Consider the following 17,806-nt stretch of genomic DNA (forward strand, 5'->3'; position numbering starts at 1 on the left):
GGGATGATTATAGAGAGGGCTGGAACAACTGCATGGAATCCAAACTGCTTCAAAAATTAAAATATGCTTCACAATTAACGGCACAGGAGAAACATATTGTGGACCATATCCTGAACAATCCCGAAGTTGTATTTGATTCTACAGCCCATGAACTGGCTCAGCAGACCTATACAAGCTCATCCACCATTGTTCGTCTATGCAAAAAGCTGGGTACCAAAGGGTACCCAGACTTTCAGTTAAAGCTTGCTCTTGAATATCAACAGATGCCTTCTGCGTTGCAGAAGCAGGATTCTCCATTCGCAGAACAAGGCAATGTGCTGGCTGCCATCGACTCGGTTCCTTATCTCTATCAACAAGCGCTGGAGGATACGCGCCGGATGTTAAAGGCTCCTGTTTTGCTACGAATCGCTAGCTGGGTCAAAGAATCCGGACGTATCGATATCTATGGCAGTGATATGAATTATTATCTGGCTCAACAGGCTTGTGCCAAGTGGAATGAACTCGGCATATCTGCGATTGCTCACAATAATGCCAACATGCATTACTTGAATACGATGAATCCCAATAGCCTAACGCTGTCTTTTGTTATATCGCACACAGGTGAGAACCAATCCATGATTGAAGCCGCCAAAGTGCTGAGCAACAAACAGATGAAGGTCATCGCGGTCACGGGCAACAACCATTCAACCCTGTCCAAACACTGTGATGAAACGTTACTTGCTTACGGATACAATGAACAATTAAGACTATCCAAAATGTCGTCGATGGTCTCGGTACTCTACATTTTCGACATGTTATACATGGGGAGCATTAGCGACACGTATTAACGATTAACGCTGATCCGCTGCAAATACAATCCCGGCATCCTTGCGCGCACTCATGAGTACATTCATCACAGACCGGCTGTGTTCGAGCAGTTCGTAACACCGGTTGTGATCCCCACTTGCATGGATATCCCTGAACGCTTCCCACTCATAGTACAGCCAATTGGATTGAGTCTGGGCATTATACGCCTCAGCAGGTTCATTCCCGATCTGAAGCTTGATCTCCCGGCAACCGTTTGCTCCCCCAACAACCTGAAGATACCCTTTCTCACCCTGAATGAGCACAAAGTTCATGCTGTTCGAATCTTTGGCACCTGCACATTCCGCAATAAACTCCGGATATTGGAGAACCACAACTCCGGACGTATCAATGCCGTTTGCATGCTTGTTGGCAGTATACGATACGGCATTTGGACTACCAAACAGATTCATGACCAGATGAAGATTATAAATATTGATATCCATCAGCGCTCCACCGGAGAATTGTGGATTAAAAACATTCGGTGTTCCCCCTGCAAGCAGATCATTGTATTTGCGCGAGTATTGACTGTAGTTACACTGGATGAGTTTGATCGGACCAAGCTTTGGTAGCTGCTCCTGTATGACTTTAATATTGGGCAGATGAATGTTGGAGATGGCTTCAAACAGCAACAGCTTCTTTTCTTTTGCAAGTGCAATTAGCGTCTCTGCTTCCTCAAGCGTAGACGTAAACGGCTTTTCACAGACGACATGTTTGCCATGTTGAAGTGCCTGATAGGCATGTTCGTAGTGCATGCTGTTTGGTGAAGCAATATATATGAGATCTACATTTGTATCTGAAAATAGGGATTCCAGGTCCGTATAGATTGTACTTACTCCATATTTACCCGCAAGCTCCAGTGCTGTCTCTCTCTTACGGGAGTACATTGCTGTACAAGTGACATCTTCCAGTTCATTTATCGCGGATAAAATGGCATCCACAATGGAGCCTGTACCCATCGTTGCTATATTCATCATATCGTTTCTCTCCTGTCGTTGGTTTGTCAGTTGGCTCTCTTCGCCGCTCTGGTGGTTGAATGTTATGTTATCACGATCAAGTCAGGCGGAGAACGCTTTGGGACGGGATTGGCCGCATCATGCGCAATTCGATGTCAGGTTTGAATATATATGAAATTCAATTTCATTCTCTTCTTTTTTCATGTTTGAGATCTAACATATCTTCCATAGTTTACCGATATAACACAAGGAAATAACGACATACATACAGAACGAAGGGGACGATGAAAGAATGAAAACAGGGTATACATACGTACAACGCACCATCTGTACATTACTGCTCATTACACTGATTGCAGCAGTGACATTCGGAGGCGGTAGCGCAGCTCAGGCAGCTTCACTTAGCCAATCCACTGTGTATTATGAGTCTGACGGCGTTTTGTACAAAGTATCCGCGGATGGCAGCAATACAACCGAAGTATTAATTGATTTCCAAGGGGTGGACTTGCTCGCGGCAGGCTCTTATCTCTACTACACTCAGACTGCTTCTTCCACAACATTGCTTCGGGTTCCGAATGACGGGTCCAAGGATGAGGCAGAAACATTTGCAACAGATGTGCTCAGCTATTATACGGATAACGGATTCATCTATTATCTGGATGCGACAGGCACGATTTATCGTGCTAATGGCAACAGTGACGCTTCAACTGTTACCAAGATTGCGGACAAAGCCGATACCGACTTTCCTTTTCTCGTGGTAGCCAAAGGGCGGGTTTACTATAACGCACTGGTTAATGGCAACACGTGGATCGTGTCCAAAACGTCCAACGGTTCTGGAGCTGTGCAGCGGATTGCCGCAGGTGCAGTGGAAGGTCGTTATTTTACGAATCAAGCCAAAAACGAACTGCAACTCATGGTCAATACAAACCCTCACGAGCAGTACTACTCCACCAATGCTGTTGTCATGTATAAGGTGAATTACAACACTGGCAAGGCAACTGCGGTTAATCCCAAAGCCAAACTGGATGTGAATGCTGTATATTCCGGTGGTTGGGGTAACAATCTTTACGTGTATAACAAAGGAATCGAGCTCGACAGCAATAAGGATTACAATTATGCCAAAGGCAAAGCGTTTGCTTTAACAACTTCAGCCAAAACGCTTCAGCTTCATAACAAAAGCGTTCGGGAAGTAAGTGCCCTAGGTACAGACAAGGTTGTCCTTGTTGATGCAGACAAAAAGGCTTATGCCAAAACGGTCTCGGGTAACAAAGTAAACAAGTCCGCCAACCTGAACCTGACCAATGTAACGTATGTTGCGAATCAATTGACCAACGGCACACCTACCGCTGCTTACATCTCGGGCAACAACGGCCTCTACTCCGTCAATACTGCTCTCAAGGTAACGAAACTTACCAGTGACGAATGGGATGCATTCCATATCAGAGATGATGTTGCTGGCCTGTTCTACATCAATGCCAAAGACCAATATCGCTTGTATCACGTGCAAACAGGTGGAACAGGGAAAAAAGTCATGAGTGACGTTTTCCTTGACAATATTCTATTGGTGACACCGTACTAACATATCCTGTTGATTCAAGCATGTAGCCTATTCAATGGCTTGTCCATTACAAAAAGGATTACCTGGTAGCCATAACGGCTCCTGGTAGTCCTTTTTTTGTTGTCGAAAACTATTTTTCAAAAACATCTTCCATATGAGAATGATAATTGTTATCATTAAGAAAATAAGACAAAAGGATGGTCCGTATGACTGAACAGTTTCCCTTCATTGCTGAAACCTCATCTTTACCACTCCTCTCCTCCATGTGCCGTGTACGTCGTGGGGAGAATTTCCGTGTGCAAGGTAAGACGGTGTCCCGGCCCATGCTCTGTCTTATTTTGCAAGGAGACGGTGTTCTCGTCCTGAATGATACCGTTTATACGGCTCAAGCGGGCAGCTTGTTTGTACTGAAGCCAGGTACAACCATCGAGGCCGCTGCACGCTCGAATGTGACCGAATGTATATTGTTAAGCATGGATACCGTTCGTTTACAGCAAGTGCGAGGTGAGTGGAAAATGACTTCTTCACCTGGCTTCCCTCTGGATTGGCAAACAGGCAGGTTGCTGGTTCGTCATGAGCAGCAGGCTGTATCACGAGTGGAACAACTGTACGAAACCTATCGCGGCCGTCAGCCAGATCACTTTATCAGCATACATAGCCAGCTGCATGAACTACTGCAGTTCCTCTCGGAGAACCGACTGGAAGCCAATCATGAGAAGGTAGACCCTGCCTTGGAACGCAGCATTATGTATATGCGACGTTATGTGAGTGAAGCAATCAGCATGGACCAGCTTGCCAAGATCGCTGGACTTACACCCAGCTCCTATTCACGCAGTTTCAAGAAAGCCAAAGGCATGTCGCCGACCGATTACCTGAATCGCTTACGTATAGACGAAGCCAAAAAACAGCTAACAGCGGAAAATTGTGTCCTTAAAGACGTCGCGATATCTGTCGGGTATGGCAACGAGTATTATTTTAGCCGCAAATTCAAACAAACCTTGGGGATTGCTCCCAGCGTATATATGAAAAGAGATCAACTGCGCGTAGCAACGGCTTCCATTATGGGATTCCATGACAATCTGGCATCGCTTGGACTGCGCCCGGTAGCTGTACTGGAAGGAGTTCTTGACCAAGAATCGTATGAATACGAACAAGAACGCCGATTAACCAGACCATTCGATCAACTTCAGCAGGCGAAGCCAGATCTGATCATTGGTGACTTTTACCACAAGCCCTATTATGATCGCCTGAAAAGTATTGCACCCACCATCATATTGGAGTCCACTGATGACTGGAAAGAGAACCATATGCGCATCGCTGAACTGGTCGGACGCGAGAAACAAGCGTTGCTGAATTTCAAAGAACTCGAGTTTCGCAAGCTTGAAGCAGACCTAAGTCTGCAAGCTTATTTCGGACCAAAACGTATAGCTCTGATGGAGATTACGAGTCATTTCATTCGCTTCCAGGGGACTGGAGAGCATCCATTAAATCACTTGTTGTATGCTGAATTGGGACTCCACCCTGCCCAGATTGGATCTTCCGAAAGTTCCAAAATTGAGTATGTAGCAGACAGTATCCCCATGTTGGACACAGATTACCTGTTAATCCATCGTGCTTCGCTTCAGCCTGCCAGTGAAAAGGTGTTCCGACGCATGAAGCAATCAGCATCGTGGAATCGTTCCCCTGCCGTATTGCAAGGTAACGTGTACGATATCTCGAATTGGCAATGGTTATGCTGGACCCCGGCTGGCCGGTTGCAGATTCTGAACGAACTGGAACAGATTGCCCAGCAGTCTGTAGGCTTTCCTCGTACGGGTCTGATCGGTCATTAACCATAAACGTGAGGTCTAAACGGTGTGCGTTATTATCTCTTCCATCGTGTTTCTTCATTAAAAATATTTAACAAGAATATATAACAAAACCAAAGGACCCTCTCCTATGATGGAAAGGGCCCTTTGCATGTAAAATTATAAATGTTCCTTGATTTCTTCCTTCGGAACGAGCTTGTATATCTCTTCATCTTCCATGGTATCAATCAACCGGTCCAACCATTTGTAATAGGCTTCCGCTTGCAAAACCTTGTGTTTATCTTCCATCAGAATGTGGAGAAGTTCAGCATCTGCCTGCTCATCCAAATCTTCGACTAATCGATTCAGTTCTTCAATCGATTTGCGCAGAACCTGCAGGTTACTCTCCACGGCTTTTCTCCACTTAATCGCAAAATAATCCGTAAATGTCTGATGCCAATCATATTCCACTTCATATAGGTCTTTCCTGGAGCCTTTGCTCCATACTTTGTTTACCATTTTCAAATCCAGCAGTGTCCGTACACCTGTACTCATACTCGTTTTGCTCATTTCCATTTCCCGTCCCATATCGTCAAGGGTCATTGGTTTGTCTGCAAAAAATAGCAATCCATATAAGTGTCCCGTAGACAACGTAACGCCGTAAAGATCCATATTACGTCCAATGGCTTCAATGACACGTTTACGAATCTTCAGCACGGTTGCCTGCTGTTCCTCTTGTAAATGGTCCAAGCCCATGCTTGCAACCTCCATTCTGAACATTCCACAGTCTTGGCAAAATAATTGCAACACTTTAAAAGTCCTGCTTACATGGGAAAGCATCCGGCCGGACATCCTATATGCCAGAGGGCTTTCTTTCACCCAATGTATGAAAATGGGAACTTTACCAGGCTACAATTGCCTATGACTATCTTTTAACCAAAAAATTCAGCTTCAATTCAGCTCATTTTCTATTGTAGAAAAAGCGATATCAAATGTAAAGGAACCTTATTAGGCAGAATAAGGAGAATGACAGAGCATATGGGAGGAAAACTTTGTACAGTTTTTACTGTACAAACATTATGTACTGTTTATTCGGTTGCTATACGGGGTAAGTATTGTTAGAATACAAAACGTTACCCAGAAAGACGGGAAGCGAAGCAACTACTACCGGATTTCGTGGCTGGGCGCATAAGTGTATGGGCTTATGGATGCTGAAAGCCGTTCGAAGTGCACAACACATCAGAAGGGGTGAAAACATGACCATACTTGAAGTGAAAAACGTAAGTAAATTGTTTGGCCCCCAAACCGAGCAAGGTCTGCAATTACTGGAGCAAGGTTGGGGTAAAGAAAAGTTGGCCAAAGAAAAACAGATAACGGTTGGTGTCAACCGGGTCAACATGGATATTAAGGAAGGCGAAATTTTCGTTATTATGGGGCTGTCCGGGAGTGGTAAATCCACACTGGTTCGGATGTTCAATCGTCTGATTGAACCAACATCCGGAGAAATTCTGGTCCATGGTAAGGATCTGCGTAAGATGAACAAAGAACAATTGCGCGAAGTGCGTCGGAAAACGATCAGCATGGTCTTTCAGAAGTTTGCGTTATTCCCGCACCGTACCGTTCTTGATAATGTGGAGTATGGATTGGAAATACAGAAAGTAGACAAGGAAGTACGCCGCGAAAAAGCAAAAACCTCACTTGAGCTGGTCGGCCTTAAAGGCTGGGAAGACAAAATGCCAGATGAACTCAGTGGTGGTATGCAGCAACGTGTAGGCTTGGCCCGTGCACTTGCCAATGACCCGGAAGTACTACTAATGGATGAAGCTTTCAGTGCACTTGATCCATTGATCCGCCGTGACATGCAGGATGAGTTGATCGAGCTTCAGGATAAAATGAAAAAGACGATTATTTTCATTACCCATGACTTGGACGAAGCGCTGCGCATCGGCGATCGGATTGCCCTCATGAAAGACGGCGCAGTTGTGCAGATTGGTACACCGGAAGAAATTATGATTCAACCGGCCAACTCATACGTGGCCCGCTTCGTCGAAGACGTGGATCTGTCCAAGGTTCTTACAGCTTCTCACGTAATGCGTCGCCCTGAAACAATTACGCTTGATCGTGGTCCTCGTGTTGCCCTCGAATTAATGCGCGAACGTGGTATTTCCAACCTGTTTGTCATTGACCGTTCGAAAAAACTGCTTGGTGTCATTACAGCCGAAGATGCAACTCGTGCGATGCGCGAAAATAAAGTATTGAACGACATTCTGATCACGGATGGGCCAACTGTGGCGCCTGAGACCCTGATTCATGAATTATTCGAAATGGTAAGTTCAGCCCATGTGCCGCTTGCTGTTGTTGGTGAGAATGGCCGTCTGCAAGGTGTTATCGTCCGCGGTGCCCTGCTGGGTGCACTTAGCGGTGAAGTTGCAGTAAAGGAGGAACTTGTGAATGATTCCCAAAATACCACTAGCATCGTGGATTGAATCCATCGTTGACTGGATGAGCTCCTCGCTCTCCGGATTGTTTAATGTAATCTCTGCTGTTATTCAGGCAGTAGTCGGATTCTTCTCCGGGCTGTTCATGCTGCCCCATCCGCTTCTGTTCATTGCAATATTGGGTGTTCTTGCGTTCCTCGTAGGTCGACTCCCATTGACACTATTCACGGTTATCGGGTTCTTGCTTGTAGATAACTTGGGATACTGGTCCCAATCGATGGACACACTTGGCCTGGTTATCACTTCAGGATTGGTTTCGATCCTGCTTGGTGTACCGGTCGGAATCTGGCTTGCTTACAGTAAAACTGCGGCACGTATCATTACACCGCTGCTTGACTTCATGCAGACGATGCCTGCATTTGTCTACTTGCTGCCTGCGGTTACATTCTTTAGCCTTGGTGTCGTTCCAGGTGTTATCGCATCTGTTATTTTTGCGATTCCACCAACAATTCGTCTTACTCACCTGGGTATCAGACAGGTATCTGGCGAATTGGTTGAAGCAGCTGATGCTTTTGGCTCGACTTCCATGCAAAAGTTGTTCAAAGTTCAGCTTCCTCTCGCTCTGCCTACCGTGATGTCCGGTATTAACCAGACGATCATGCTGTCCCTGTCCATGGTTGTTATTGCATCCATGATCGGTGCACAAGGTATTGGTGCGGAAGTTTATCGTGCTGTAACACAGCTTCAAATCGGTAAAGGTTTTGAAGCGGGTCTGGCCGTTGTTGTACTCGCGATTGTTCTGGACCGCTTTACACAAAATGTGTTTATGCCAGGTCGCAAAAAGACCTCACGCATTACAACAAAGCAAAAAGCATGGATCACGGCTGTGGCAACATTCCTTGTGCTTGTAGCTGGTTTCTCACAATACTTCATTGGTGGCACAACTTCCGCTGGTGGCAACAATTCAGCAGCCAATGCTGTAGGTAAAGAAGTAAATTATCAGATTATTGGTATCGATCCAGGGGCTGGTATCATGAAGTCCGCTGCAAAAGCGATCGAAGACTATAAACTGACTGACTGGACTCTGATTGAAGGCTCTGGTGCAGCCATGACGGCCACGCTGGACAAAGCGATCAAAAATGAAGACCCAATCATTATTACAGGTTGGACTCCACACTGGATGTTCAACAAATATGATCTCAAATATTTGGAAGACCCTGAGAAATCTTTCGGTGATGCGGAAGAAATTCATACCATCGCCCGTAAAGGTCTGAAAGAAGATCACCCTGTGGCGTTTGAATTCCTGTCCCGTTTCCAATGGACGTCGGATGAAATGGGTGAAATGATGACTGCCATTCAGGATGGCACCTCTCCGGAAGAAGCAGCCAAAGCATATGCCGAGAAACATGCCGATCAGATTGCTGAGTGGACCAAAGGTCTGACTCCAGTGAACGGTGACGCATTTAAACTTAGCTATGTGGCTTGGGATTCCGAAATCGCAAGTACCAACTTGCTGAAATATGTTATGGAAAACAACTTGGGTTATAAAGTTAACGCTCTGCAAGTCGAAGCCGGACCGATGTGGACGGGTGTTGCCTCAGGCGACGTAGATGCCTCTCCAGCAGCTTGGCTGCCATTAACACACGCAGACTACTGGGAACGTTACAAAGACCAGGTGGACGATCTGGGTGCCAATATGACAGGTGTACGTACAGGCCTCGTGGTTCCTAGTTACATGACTGAAGTAAATTCGATTGCAGATCTGGAGACAGGTGCCACTTCTTCCACTCCATCGGCAAGTGCCAATGTGGGTAAAGAGGTTAATCACCAGATTGTTGGTATTGATCCTGGTGCAGGTCTGATGAAGGCTACAGCAAACGCCATCAAGCATTATGATTTGTCTAACTGGAATCTGATTGAAGGCTCCGGAGCAGCCATGACTGCTTCGCTGGACAAAGCTTATAAAAATGAAGAACCAATCATCGTTACGGGTTGGACTCCACACTGGATGTTCAACCAGTACGATCTGAAGTATTTGGACGATCCCGACTTAATCTTTGGAGATGCAGAAGAAGTTCACACGGTTGGACGTAAGGGAATCAAAGAAGATCATCCCGTTGCCTATGAATTCTTCTCTCGCTTCAATTGGACTGCAGACCAGATGAGTGAAATCATGGTTGACATTCAAAAAGGCGTTTCGCCCGAAGAAGCTGCCAAGACTTATGCAGAAAAACATTCGGATCAAATTGAAGAGTGGACCAAGGGGTTAACCCCTGTTAAAGGTGACAATTTACGTCTTGGTTATGTTGCATGGGACTCTGAAATTGCGAGTACCAACCTGATGAAGTATGTGCTTGAAACGGATCTGGGTTATACCGTCAAAGCACTGCAAGTTGAAGCTGGACCCATGTGGGCAGGCTTGGCAGCAGGTGATATCGATGCTTCTCCAGCCGTTTGGCTCCCACTTACACACGGAGACTACTGGAAGACATATGGAGACCAGATTGAAGATATAGCTGTAAGTATGACAGGAGTCAAACAAGGACTGGTTGTTCCAACGTACATGGATATCGACTCTGTTAAAGATTTAAAAGATAATTAAACCAGTTTGAGATGATTAAACCTGATATTGGTAAAAAGACCACCGAATATTTTCGGTGGTCTTTTTCTTTTGGCTATCATTTTTTTTAGGCTTGTAAATCTAATCTTAATATTCAATCTTGGTCATACTGCATACTGCTACCTTAAACATTCACACGTTTTTTCATGACTCTGCACACATATCCTCTTACTTCGCTTTCGCTAATGAACACTGTATGTAGATGATACTTGGTGAATTCGATCATTTCCCCATACCTATCCGATCAGTAACAGTAATACACCAATGACAATCATAACTACACCGAGAATACCATATACCACTCTTGCGCCCTGCCGTCCAATGGTCTTTACAAAAATCCCTGCTCTGAAGCTCTTCATAAACCAGTCCCAATTGTTGATACCACCGAGCAAACTAAAAATTCCTGCCGCTATGGCAAATAGTGCAATTAAAACGGGTTGATCCTGCATTTCGTCAACACTCCTTCAATTTAATCCTGTCTACTATACCTTCACTTGGTGGAAATTAACAGGCATTAATTAGTAAAAAAACAGCTCGCAGATGGAAGCCTGCAAGCTGTTTATTATGTCTGTCTATATCACGCTTTTTATTTCTTTTGCAATTCACTTGCTGACAACAGCAAGGTCACCACTTCAGCACGTGTCGCTTCGGCAAGTGGGTTAAATCTATTTTGACCTGTTCCCTTTACCAGTCCTGCATCATAAGCAGCAGCGATATATGGAACAGCCCATGTTGGTACTTTATCTGCGTCCGCAAAGCTGAGTGCCGGATTGGACTGTACCGGAAGACCGAGTGCTCTGACGAGCATAACCGTCATCTCTACACGGGATACTTTGCCCGATGAACGGAAGGTATCATCCGTATACCCGCTAATGATACCTTGCTCCACTGCCTGAGCAATAAAGGATTGCGCCCACGCAGGTATGCCAGCAGCATCCTTAAACGTCAAAGCCTTGTTGCTGGCAGGAAGTTCAAATGCTCTTGCCAGCATAACAATGAATTCAGCACGTGTGGCTGGTGCATTCGGACGGAAATTGCCATCCTGATATCCGTTCACAATTCCCCGGGAAATGGCCTGCTCAATGGCAACCGCCGCCCAGTGATTTCCGATATCTTTCAGGTCCACAACAGGAGGGGTTGGATTCGTACCTCCCCCATTACCAGGAACAGTTGGCGTGGTTGGGTTCGAAGGATTGGTTGGTGTTGTTGGAGTTACAGGCTCAGTAGGTGTTGTAGACCCTCCACCACTGTTACCACTGCCCGGATTACTTCCATTATTGCCACCATTACCAGGATTGCTTCCATTACCATCCCCCGGAAGTGATGCTCCCTTCAAATCCGTACTACGTCCTTCCGTCTTTTGATCGACTGTACCTACACGGTCCAGATGTTCATGGAAGATTTCATAATCGACCAGATTTAATTCGTAGAATCGATTATCATCTTTCGCCGTTCTCATAGCACGATAAAAGTCTCCACCGTTAGCCATGAATGAATTGGTAGCAACGATATAATACCCATTCGGATCGATATCCGAGTACGTACCATCTGCATTCTTAATCTGAACTTTGACTACACGTTGACCAACTTGAGTTACGGTGTTGGTTGTGGCATCAATTTTTTCGCCTGGTTTCGTGGAATCGTAGTAGAACCGCATACCTGCCACTTGCGGGAAGCGCCCTTCTCCCGTTTCCACACCACTAACTCCATTTTCCAGTGCGGCTGTGATTTCCTTGCCTGTCATTTTCAACGCAGACAGATTATTACCGAATGGCATCACAGTCAGGAGATTGCCCAGCGTAATATCCCCTGTCTGGAATGAAGCTCGAATGCCACCGCCATTCTGGATCGCGACGTATCCTTTGACATCATTCTCCTGCACAATGGATTTCACTTTCTCCAGCATGCCGTCTGTCATCAGATTTCCTAGATTGGTTTCCTGTTTCCGCACAGTGCCCCGTTCTCCATCCAGGAAGACATTTGTTTTACCAATAACCGTTTTCTTGAACTGTTCCAGCTGAGGCGCATATTCTTTCAGCTTGTTTGCGGCTTCCATATCATCAGCATAGACGAATTGGCCGTTTGCATCTTTGGCATCCAGACTCAGCAATTTGCCGTTCCACTTTTTCAATACCCCTGCTTCATCAAACGTAACATCCAATTGACCAAGAGACACGTCATATTCTCCAGTCTGCACAACCAAAGTTGGGTCCGCATGGGTATCCACCAAAACGGGTGCGTTCAGAATGGTGTGTGAATGACCACCTACCACAATATCGATTCCTTCCACGGCTTCAGCCAATTTGAGATCCTCTGAGTAGCCCAGGTGAGTCAATGCAATAATTTTATTGATACCTTCATTTTGCAGCATCTCTACAGTTGCCTGTGCACTTGCTTTGTAATCCGCAAACTTCAAGTCATCCCCTGGTGAAGAAAGAGATACTGTGTCTGGTGTTGTCAGTCCAAAAATACCGACTCGCTCACCATTCACTACCGTAATAATTGCCGGATAGATTTTGGCTTTCTCACCCGGATTCCCGATGTGATTGTTGTACAAACCACTTAAATTCGCATCTTTTGAATAGTCAATATTGGCACTCACAAACGGGAACTCTGCTTTTTCAATAAATGCTTTCAGTGCACTTGGACCTTTATCAAACTCATGATTACCAAAAGTCATGGCATCATATCCGATCATGTTCATGAATTCCAGATCAGCCAGACCGTTAAACAGATTAAAGTACAATGTACCCGAGAATACGTCCCCAGCATCCAGCACCAGGGTATTATCATTGCGTGCTTCCTTGATTGCCGTTAAACGGCGCGGGATATTATCCAGATGCGCATGGGTATCGTTCGTGTGCAATACACGCAGGTTGAAGCTCCCTTCCTCCACTGGATCTCCAATACTCAACTGTGCGAGTAGTGGATCATGATCGCTCACTCGTCCATCCGCTGTCTCAAAATCGGAATTCACATGTACCACTTCGATGGCTGCCGTCTCCGTCAGGTTTTTGCTCACCAGTATGTGATCCAGTGTCTGAGAGTTGCCGTCATAGATGTAGGAGTAGCGTTGGTTCTCTGGTAGTTCGTTTACCAGATTGTCCAGTTCATTACCTTCGACAATGTTCAATGTGTTTGAGAATTGGAAGTCATTGAAATCACCGAGAACAGTGACATTTACCTCAGGGTCTTTGTTCAGTAACTCTTTCACAAATCCATTCACCAATGCAGCTTGTTTCGCCCGTTGAACTTCACTGCTCCGAGTCGCAGGTTGGATGCTTCCAAAAGGTTTCAGGTCTCCGCCTTTGGAATTGAAGTGGTTGGCAATCACCACTACACGTTCACCATTGAATTCGAATTCAGCGGCAAGCGGTTTGCGGGAGCTCGCGAACGCCTCATCTCCTGGTGCAATACGACCCGGATTATTGGAGAGACTGCCATCTGCTTTGACTGTGATCGCTGTTGTCGCATTTCCTTTTCCGATACCAGTAGCCAACGATACACGGGTCGGTTGATACAGAAATCCTACACGAATATTGGCACCTGGTGCTCCGCCATCCTTGTTATTTTCCGGAGATATCTCACTGTATCGATATGTTGGTCCGTTGTTCGCTTTGATTGCATCAATTAGAGTCTGAAAACTCTCATTAGCTGCTGTAGTACCTGTGTCGGCATCGCCATCGTTATCCTGAACTTCCATAATGCCAATGATGTCTGGCATCTTCAGATTATCCACGATAATTTTACCGATTTTATTGGCTCGTGTTGCATCTTTTTTGCTGAAGTTCTCCACATTAAACGTAGCAATGGTCAGTTTATCTGCTGCTTTCTCAATGGAAGCAGTCGCTTGCTTGGTTATTCCCGAGATGACTGCTGGCAAATTCCCTTCAGGACTCACCTTGAAATTGCCGCTTGAGTAAGTCATTACGCCGATTACATTACCATCCAATTTGTCACCTGTTTTTACTGCTTTGGAAGGTTTCTTGCCGATAAACAGACGCTGCGGATTGAGATCACTCTCATTTACACCTTTCTTGTTATCGGTCAGAATAACACCACCATTAGGCGTGCGAAGTGGATTGTTCTCACCATTATCCACAACGACGGCCAGACCCGGTTGACTGGAGTATGGACCTATTATTTCAGGCTTTTCCAGTTCAACACGCATGCCTTCCAGACTTTCATAGAAGTCTATAGCATCCGTATCGGGATTAAATTCTGCAAAAGAATCCGAGTCAATCACTGTTGGAATGATTCGTCCATTGACACCCAACTTCACAGGTGCAGGTAAATCGATCTTATCTAACACTTTTACAATGGTATTTGCCGTAATTTGCGTGGTGGTTAATTCGTTAACCGCCCCATATTCCGTAACTTTGCCGGATACCTTCACCTGGTTGCCAACAATAACCCCATGACTCGGTTTATATACCTGAATGGCTTCGGAGGTTCGAACATCATCGTCAATCTCACCCGGGAGCTCTTGCATGTAAAAACTGCTTGTACTGACAGAAGTAACAATCCCTTCGATATCCTTAACATCGTATCCGTTAAAAACAGAGGTATGTCCTGCGCCCTGAATATCATGGATACGCAAGTTTTCTTTATCAGGAAGTACTTGATACGTAAAGGTGTACACTGCACTGGATTGTCCATTAAGAATGGCAACAGCCTTGATTACGATGTCTTGATCAATCACTATTGGACTACTATACAGGGTGGAAGAAGAAGTAGGCTCTGTATTATCCATTGTGTAATGTACAATCGCACCCTTGGCTGGAGAGGTTAATGTGACTTCATTGTTTCGGGGAATCCCGCCAGATGGAACACTTGCCATCACAGACAGGCTATTTTCTACAACATCTGCGGCTGTTCTAGGCAAAATCTCTAAACCGTAATTACTGTTGAAGGTCAGAACACCTTGCACATATTCGTAGGTTTTGCCGACAGTTAGCGCGGTAGGCGAGTTTTTGGCATAAATCGTAATCTCAGCACCATGACTATCCGTAGCGTAGAATGTCGAACTACTACCACGTGTTACCTGAATATCTCTTACTTCGACAAACATTCCCTCATACTTTTCACCCGGACCTTTGTTACTTTGGTCTGCTGGTCTGACAAAGTCTGTGGACACCATCTTTTTGGGTCCGGGAAGTGTTACATTTTGCTCAGTTACCTTCATGTATCCTTCGGTGAAACCTGACTTATCCTTCTCAATCTGGACGAGTCCGCTGTAGTGCGTAATTGGACCATACACTTCAATGCGATCCCCCACGTCAACTTGATTCTTCGCTCGGACTACAATGCCAGCTTCTTCGTCTTGAATATAATAATTCGTGAATTCTCCGGAGAGTTCACTGTACGTTACGACACCTGAAACGGCTACATTTGTATTTGGTGCAAGGACTCTTGCATCAGCAATGGATATGATTCCAGTCCCTTCTGCTTCCTGCACTTCTGATTTATCCGTCTCTGCTGGTTCCTCACTTTCAGTTCCATCAAGAACACCATCCTCGTTGCTCGGCGACTCTGTTCCCTCGAGATCTGACGACTCTTCCGTTGAAACAGCATCCGGTATAGAGGTCTCCTGTTCACTTGTTTGTGCCTGTTCCGTTACTACATTTTCCTCATCAGCGTATGCGGTGGTACTTAATCCACCTATTGGTGCCGCACCTGTAACGACAAGAACGAAAACCAGAAACCCTTGTGCCCAACGTTTCACTTGCTTGTTGTTCATTCGTCCTACCCCCATGTTTTCAACTTGGCAATCATTTGTTCAGACAGCTTGTACATTAGTTCAAATATAAGATAACTGAATAACAGATTTATGTAAACAATATTTCTTTTTTATGATAGAAAATAGAACACATACGCAACATAAATCATTCACTTTCTATTATCCAAAGCTAAATAGGACTAATTTCAGATCGAAATCATGTCTTTTTGATCTTTTTGAGTCACATCCATGTGCACATTAAACTATTAGCGTCATATAAACTAACATAAAAGATATAAATCGTTTAGGATTTCGACATTTATTCACAGCATCTTCCTATCCCTTCTCAAGATAAATCAGACTTACGCCTTATAGAATTTCAAGCAACAGGCATAACAATGCGACGATCAGGATTGATCGCCGCATCTTTACTTTGATATTAGCCTACAGTTATTTCTTCACCGTACTGTTATATTGCGCAATTTTGTCTGTAATTTGTTTGGCTGCTGCATCCAATGCTTCTTGTGGTGTACCTTGTCCATTCAGGACCGTTTCAATCGCTCCTTCGACAAGTTGTCTCGCTTCAGGGAAAACACCCATTAATGCCCCGGATGTTGCTGTCGAATCCGCGGAAGCGTGCAATTGATCGACTGCTGTCTGGAATTGCGGGTACTTCGCCATATTATCCTTTAATACTTGCTCATTGTAAGCTGCTGTCGTAATAGGGAAGTATCCTGTCGCAACACTCCAATTCGCTTGTACCTCTGGTGTAGCCAAGTACTTGATGAATTCCCATGCCGCTTGCTGTTGTGCTTCCGATTTGTTGTTCATGATGTACAAGCTCGCTCCACCCACTACAACGCCGCCTTCTTTGGCATCTGCTGGACGAGGCAGGAAGCCTGTTCCCAGTTCAAACTTGCCACCTGAACCTTCCACGATTTTACGCAGGCCAGCCGTGGAATCCAGGGTCATCCCGATTTGCTGAGCGGTAAATGCTGCTGTTGTATCGTCTGTGCTACGTCCCAGATTGGAGAGGGTTTTCTCGTCGATCATCTTTTTCCACCACGTTAATGTCTTCACTCCAGCTTCGGAGTTCAGCAGAGACTCTGTAGCTGCTTCAGTTCTTCCGTTTCCATTGTTTACATAATCTGCATTCTGGTTTGCAAAGAACTGTTCCATAAACCAGCCATAGATCGCCATGGATGCACCTGGCTTACCGTCTTTTGCGAGTGCTTTTGCCGCTTGCTCAAACTCTTCATACGTCTTTGGCGGGTTCTCCGGGTCCAGACCTGCTGCTTTGAACATATCCTTGTTGTAGTACAGGATCGGGTTCGATGTGTTAAACGGCATGGCGTTCAATTTGCCATCGATCGTATAGTATCGGATGATGTTTGGCTCCAGTTGGGACAGGTCGAACTGATCCTTGTCGATGAACTGCTGCACTGGCGTAATCATGCCCGAATCGATCATGAACTTGCTGCCGATCTCGTAGACCTGGATAATGTCAGGACCGCTGTCTGAGCCCATCGATGCTTTGAGTTTGTTCAGACTCTCATCATACTTCCCTTGATAGATGGGCTTCACCTGAATGTCCGGATGGCTGGCGTTAAAATCAGAAGCGAGTTGATTAATGGCTTTCTCCCCCGCGCCAGACATGGAGTGCCACCACGTCAATTGTGTTGTTTCCGCAGCGGCTGCTTCTGCTTGAGCGCCACTTGCCGTGCTGCTCGTTTCAGCTTTTGTTCCGCAAGCGGAGATGACCAACATGAGTGCAGCCAGCATGAATGCAAATGTTCCTCTTTTTTTCAAACGAAATCGCTCTCCTTTTATATGGCTCGCGTACAATAAAATCTTGAGGATAACGCGTTGTGGCCGTTACGGTTAC

10 protein-coding genes are annotated in these 17,806 nt (G+C 45.5%); 5 read left to right on the forward strand and 5 right to left on the reverse strand.

Features of this window, described 5'->3' with window-relative positions; translation table 11 throughout:
* The first annotated feature begins 32 nt into the window (after positions 1–32).
* Complete coding sequence (locus ACE3K2_RS04235; protein ID WP_421887102.1) at positions 33–827, forward strand: MurR/RpiR family transcriptional regulator; 795 nt, start codon at positions 33–35, stop codon at positions 825–827.
* Between the two features lie 3 nt (positions 828–830).
* Here ACE3K2_RS04235 and ACE3K2_RS04240 read toward each other — a convergent pair whose 3' ends face one another.
* Positions 831–1,817 carry a Gfo/Idh/MocA family protein gene (locus tag ACE3K2_RS04240; protein ID WP_421888331.1) on the reverse strand — a complete coding sequence of 329 codons (987 nt, stop codon included), beginning with the start codon at positions 1,815–1,817 and terminating at the stop codon, positions 831–833.
* A 274-nt stretch (positions 1,818–2,091) separates the two neighbouring features.
* Between ACE3K2_RS04240 and ACE3K2_RS04245 the strand changes: the two genes are divergently transcribed.
* Both ACE3K2_RS04245 and ACE3K2_RS04250 read left to right on the forward strand, forming a co-directional pair.
* The gene (locus ACE3K2_RS04245; RefSeq protein WP_421887105.1) at positions 2,092–3,378 is read left to right on the forward strand and encodes a DUF5050 domain-containing protein; all 1,287 of its coding nucleotides are present in this window, start codon (positions 2,092–2,094) and stop codon (positions 3,376–3,378) included.
* A gap of 185 nt (positions 3,379–3,563) precedes the next feature.
* On the forward strand, positions 3,564–5,189 hold the full coding sequence (locus ACE3K2_RS04250; RefSeq protein WP_421887108.1) for a helix-turn-helix domain-containing protein: 1,626 nt from the start codon (positions 3,564–3,566) through the stop codon (positions 5,187–5,189).
* A gap of 135 nt (positions 5,190–5,324) precedes the next feature.
* On the opposite strand, the gene ACE3K2_RS04255 is transcribed toward ACE3K2_RS04250, so the two are convergent.
* Entirely contained in the window at positions 5,325–5,900 is a 576-nt protein-coding gene (locus ACE3K2_RS04255; RefSeq protein WP_421887110.1) for a GbsR/MarR family transcriptional regulator, read from the reverse strand.
* A 500-nt stretch (positions 5,901–6,400) separates the two neighbouring features.
* Here ACE3K2_RS04255 and ACE3K2_RS04260 point away from each other — a divergent pair, with 500 nt between their 5' ends.
* Positions 6,401–7,630: a glycine betaine/L-proline ABC transporter ATP-binding protein gene (locus ACE3K2_RS04260; RefSeq protein WP_339240348.1), complete on the forward strand. Its 1,230-nt coding sequence runs from the start codon at positions 6,401–6,403 to the stop codon at positions 7,628–7,630.
* On the forward strand, positions 7,596–10,184 hold the full coding sequence (locus tag ACE3K2_RS04265) for a glycine betaine ABC transporter substrate-binding protein (RefSeq protein ID WP_421887114.1): 2,589 nt from the start codon (positions 7,596–7,598) through the stop codon (positions 10,182–10,184). Before ACE3K2_RS04260 ends, ACE3K2_RS04265 begins: the two co-directional genes overlap by 35 nt.
* 254 nt (positions 10,185–10,438) lie before the next feature.
* On the opposite strand, the gene ACE3K2_RS04270 is transcribed toward ACE3K2_RS04265, so the two are convergent.
* From ACE3K2_RS04270 to ACE3K2_RS04280, 3 genes are all read right to left on the reverse strand, one after another.
* On the reverse strand, positions 10,439–10,651 hold the full coding sequence (locus ACE3K2_RS04270; RefSeq protein WP_047842001.1) for an immunity 17 family protein: 213 nt from the start codon (positions 10,649–10,651) through the stop codon (positions 10,439–10,441).
* A gap of 137 nt (positions 10,652–10,788) precedes the next feature.
* Positions 10,789–15,942, reverse strand: a complete 5,154-nt coding sequence (locus ACE3K2_RS04275) for a 5'-nucleotidase C-terminal domain-containing protein (RefSeq protein ID WP_421887117.1) — start codon at positions 15,940–15,942, stop codon at positions 10,789–10,791.
* Between the two features lie 429 nt (positions 15,943–16,371).
* The gene (locus ACE3K2_RS04280) at positions 16,372–17,730 is read right to left on the reverse strand and encodes an ABC transporter substrate-binding protein (protein WP_421887120.1); all 1,359 of its coding nucleotides are present in this window, start codon (positions 17,728–17,730) and stop codon (positions 16,372–16,374) included.
* Positions 17,731–17,806 lie beyond the last annotated feature (76 nt).

The organism is Paenibacillus sp. (assembly GCF_048976745.1).
Classification (GTDB): Bacteria; Bacillota; Bacilli; order Paenibacillales; family Paenibacillaceae; genus Paenibacillus.

What these genes read in the sequence shown, in the direction of transcription:
- ACE3K2_RS04235 (WP_421887102.1), top strand. Translation starts at nt 33, where the DNA reads ATGGAATCCAAACTGCTTCAAAAATTAAAATATGCTTCACAATTAACG.
- ACE3K2_RS04240 (WP_421888331.1), bottom strand. Translation starts at nt 1,817, where the DNA reads ATGAATATAGCAACGATGGGTACAGGCTCCATTGTGGATGCCATTTTA.
- ACE3K2_RS04245 (WP_421887105.1), top strand. Translation starts at nt 2,092, where the DNA reads ATGAAAACAGGGTATACATACGTACAACGCACCATCTGTACATTACTG.
- ACE3K2_RS04250 (WP_421887108.1), top strand. Translation starts at nt 3,564, where the DNA reads ATGACTGAACAGTTTCCCTTCATTGCTGAAACCTCATCTTTACCACTC.
- ACE3K2_RS04255 (WP_421887110.1), bottom strand. Translation starts at nt 5,900, where the DNA reads ATGGGCTTGGACCATTTACAAGAGGAACAGCAGGCAACCGTGCTGAAG.
- ACE3K2_RS04260 (WP_339240348.1), top strand. Translation starts at nt 6,401, where the DNA reads ATGACCATACTTGAAGTGAAAAACGTAAGTAAATTGTTTGGCCCCCAA.
- ACE3K2_RS04265 (WP_421887114.1), top strand. Translation starts at nt 7,596, where the DNA reads ATGATTCCCAAAATACCACTAGCATCGTGGATTGAATCCATCGTTGAC.
- ACE3K2_RS04270 (WP_047842001.1), bottom strand. Translation starts at nt 10,651, where the DNA reads ATGCAGGATCAACCCGTTTTAATTGCACTATTTGCCATAGCGGCAGGA.
- ACE3K2_RS04275 (WP_421887117.1), bottom strand. Translation starts at nt 15,942, where the DNA reads ATGAACAACAAGCAAGTGAAACGTTGGGCACAAGGGTTTCTGGTTTTC.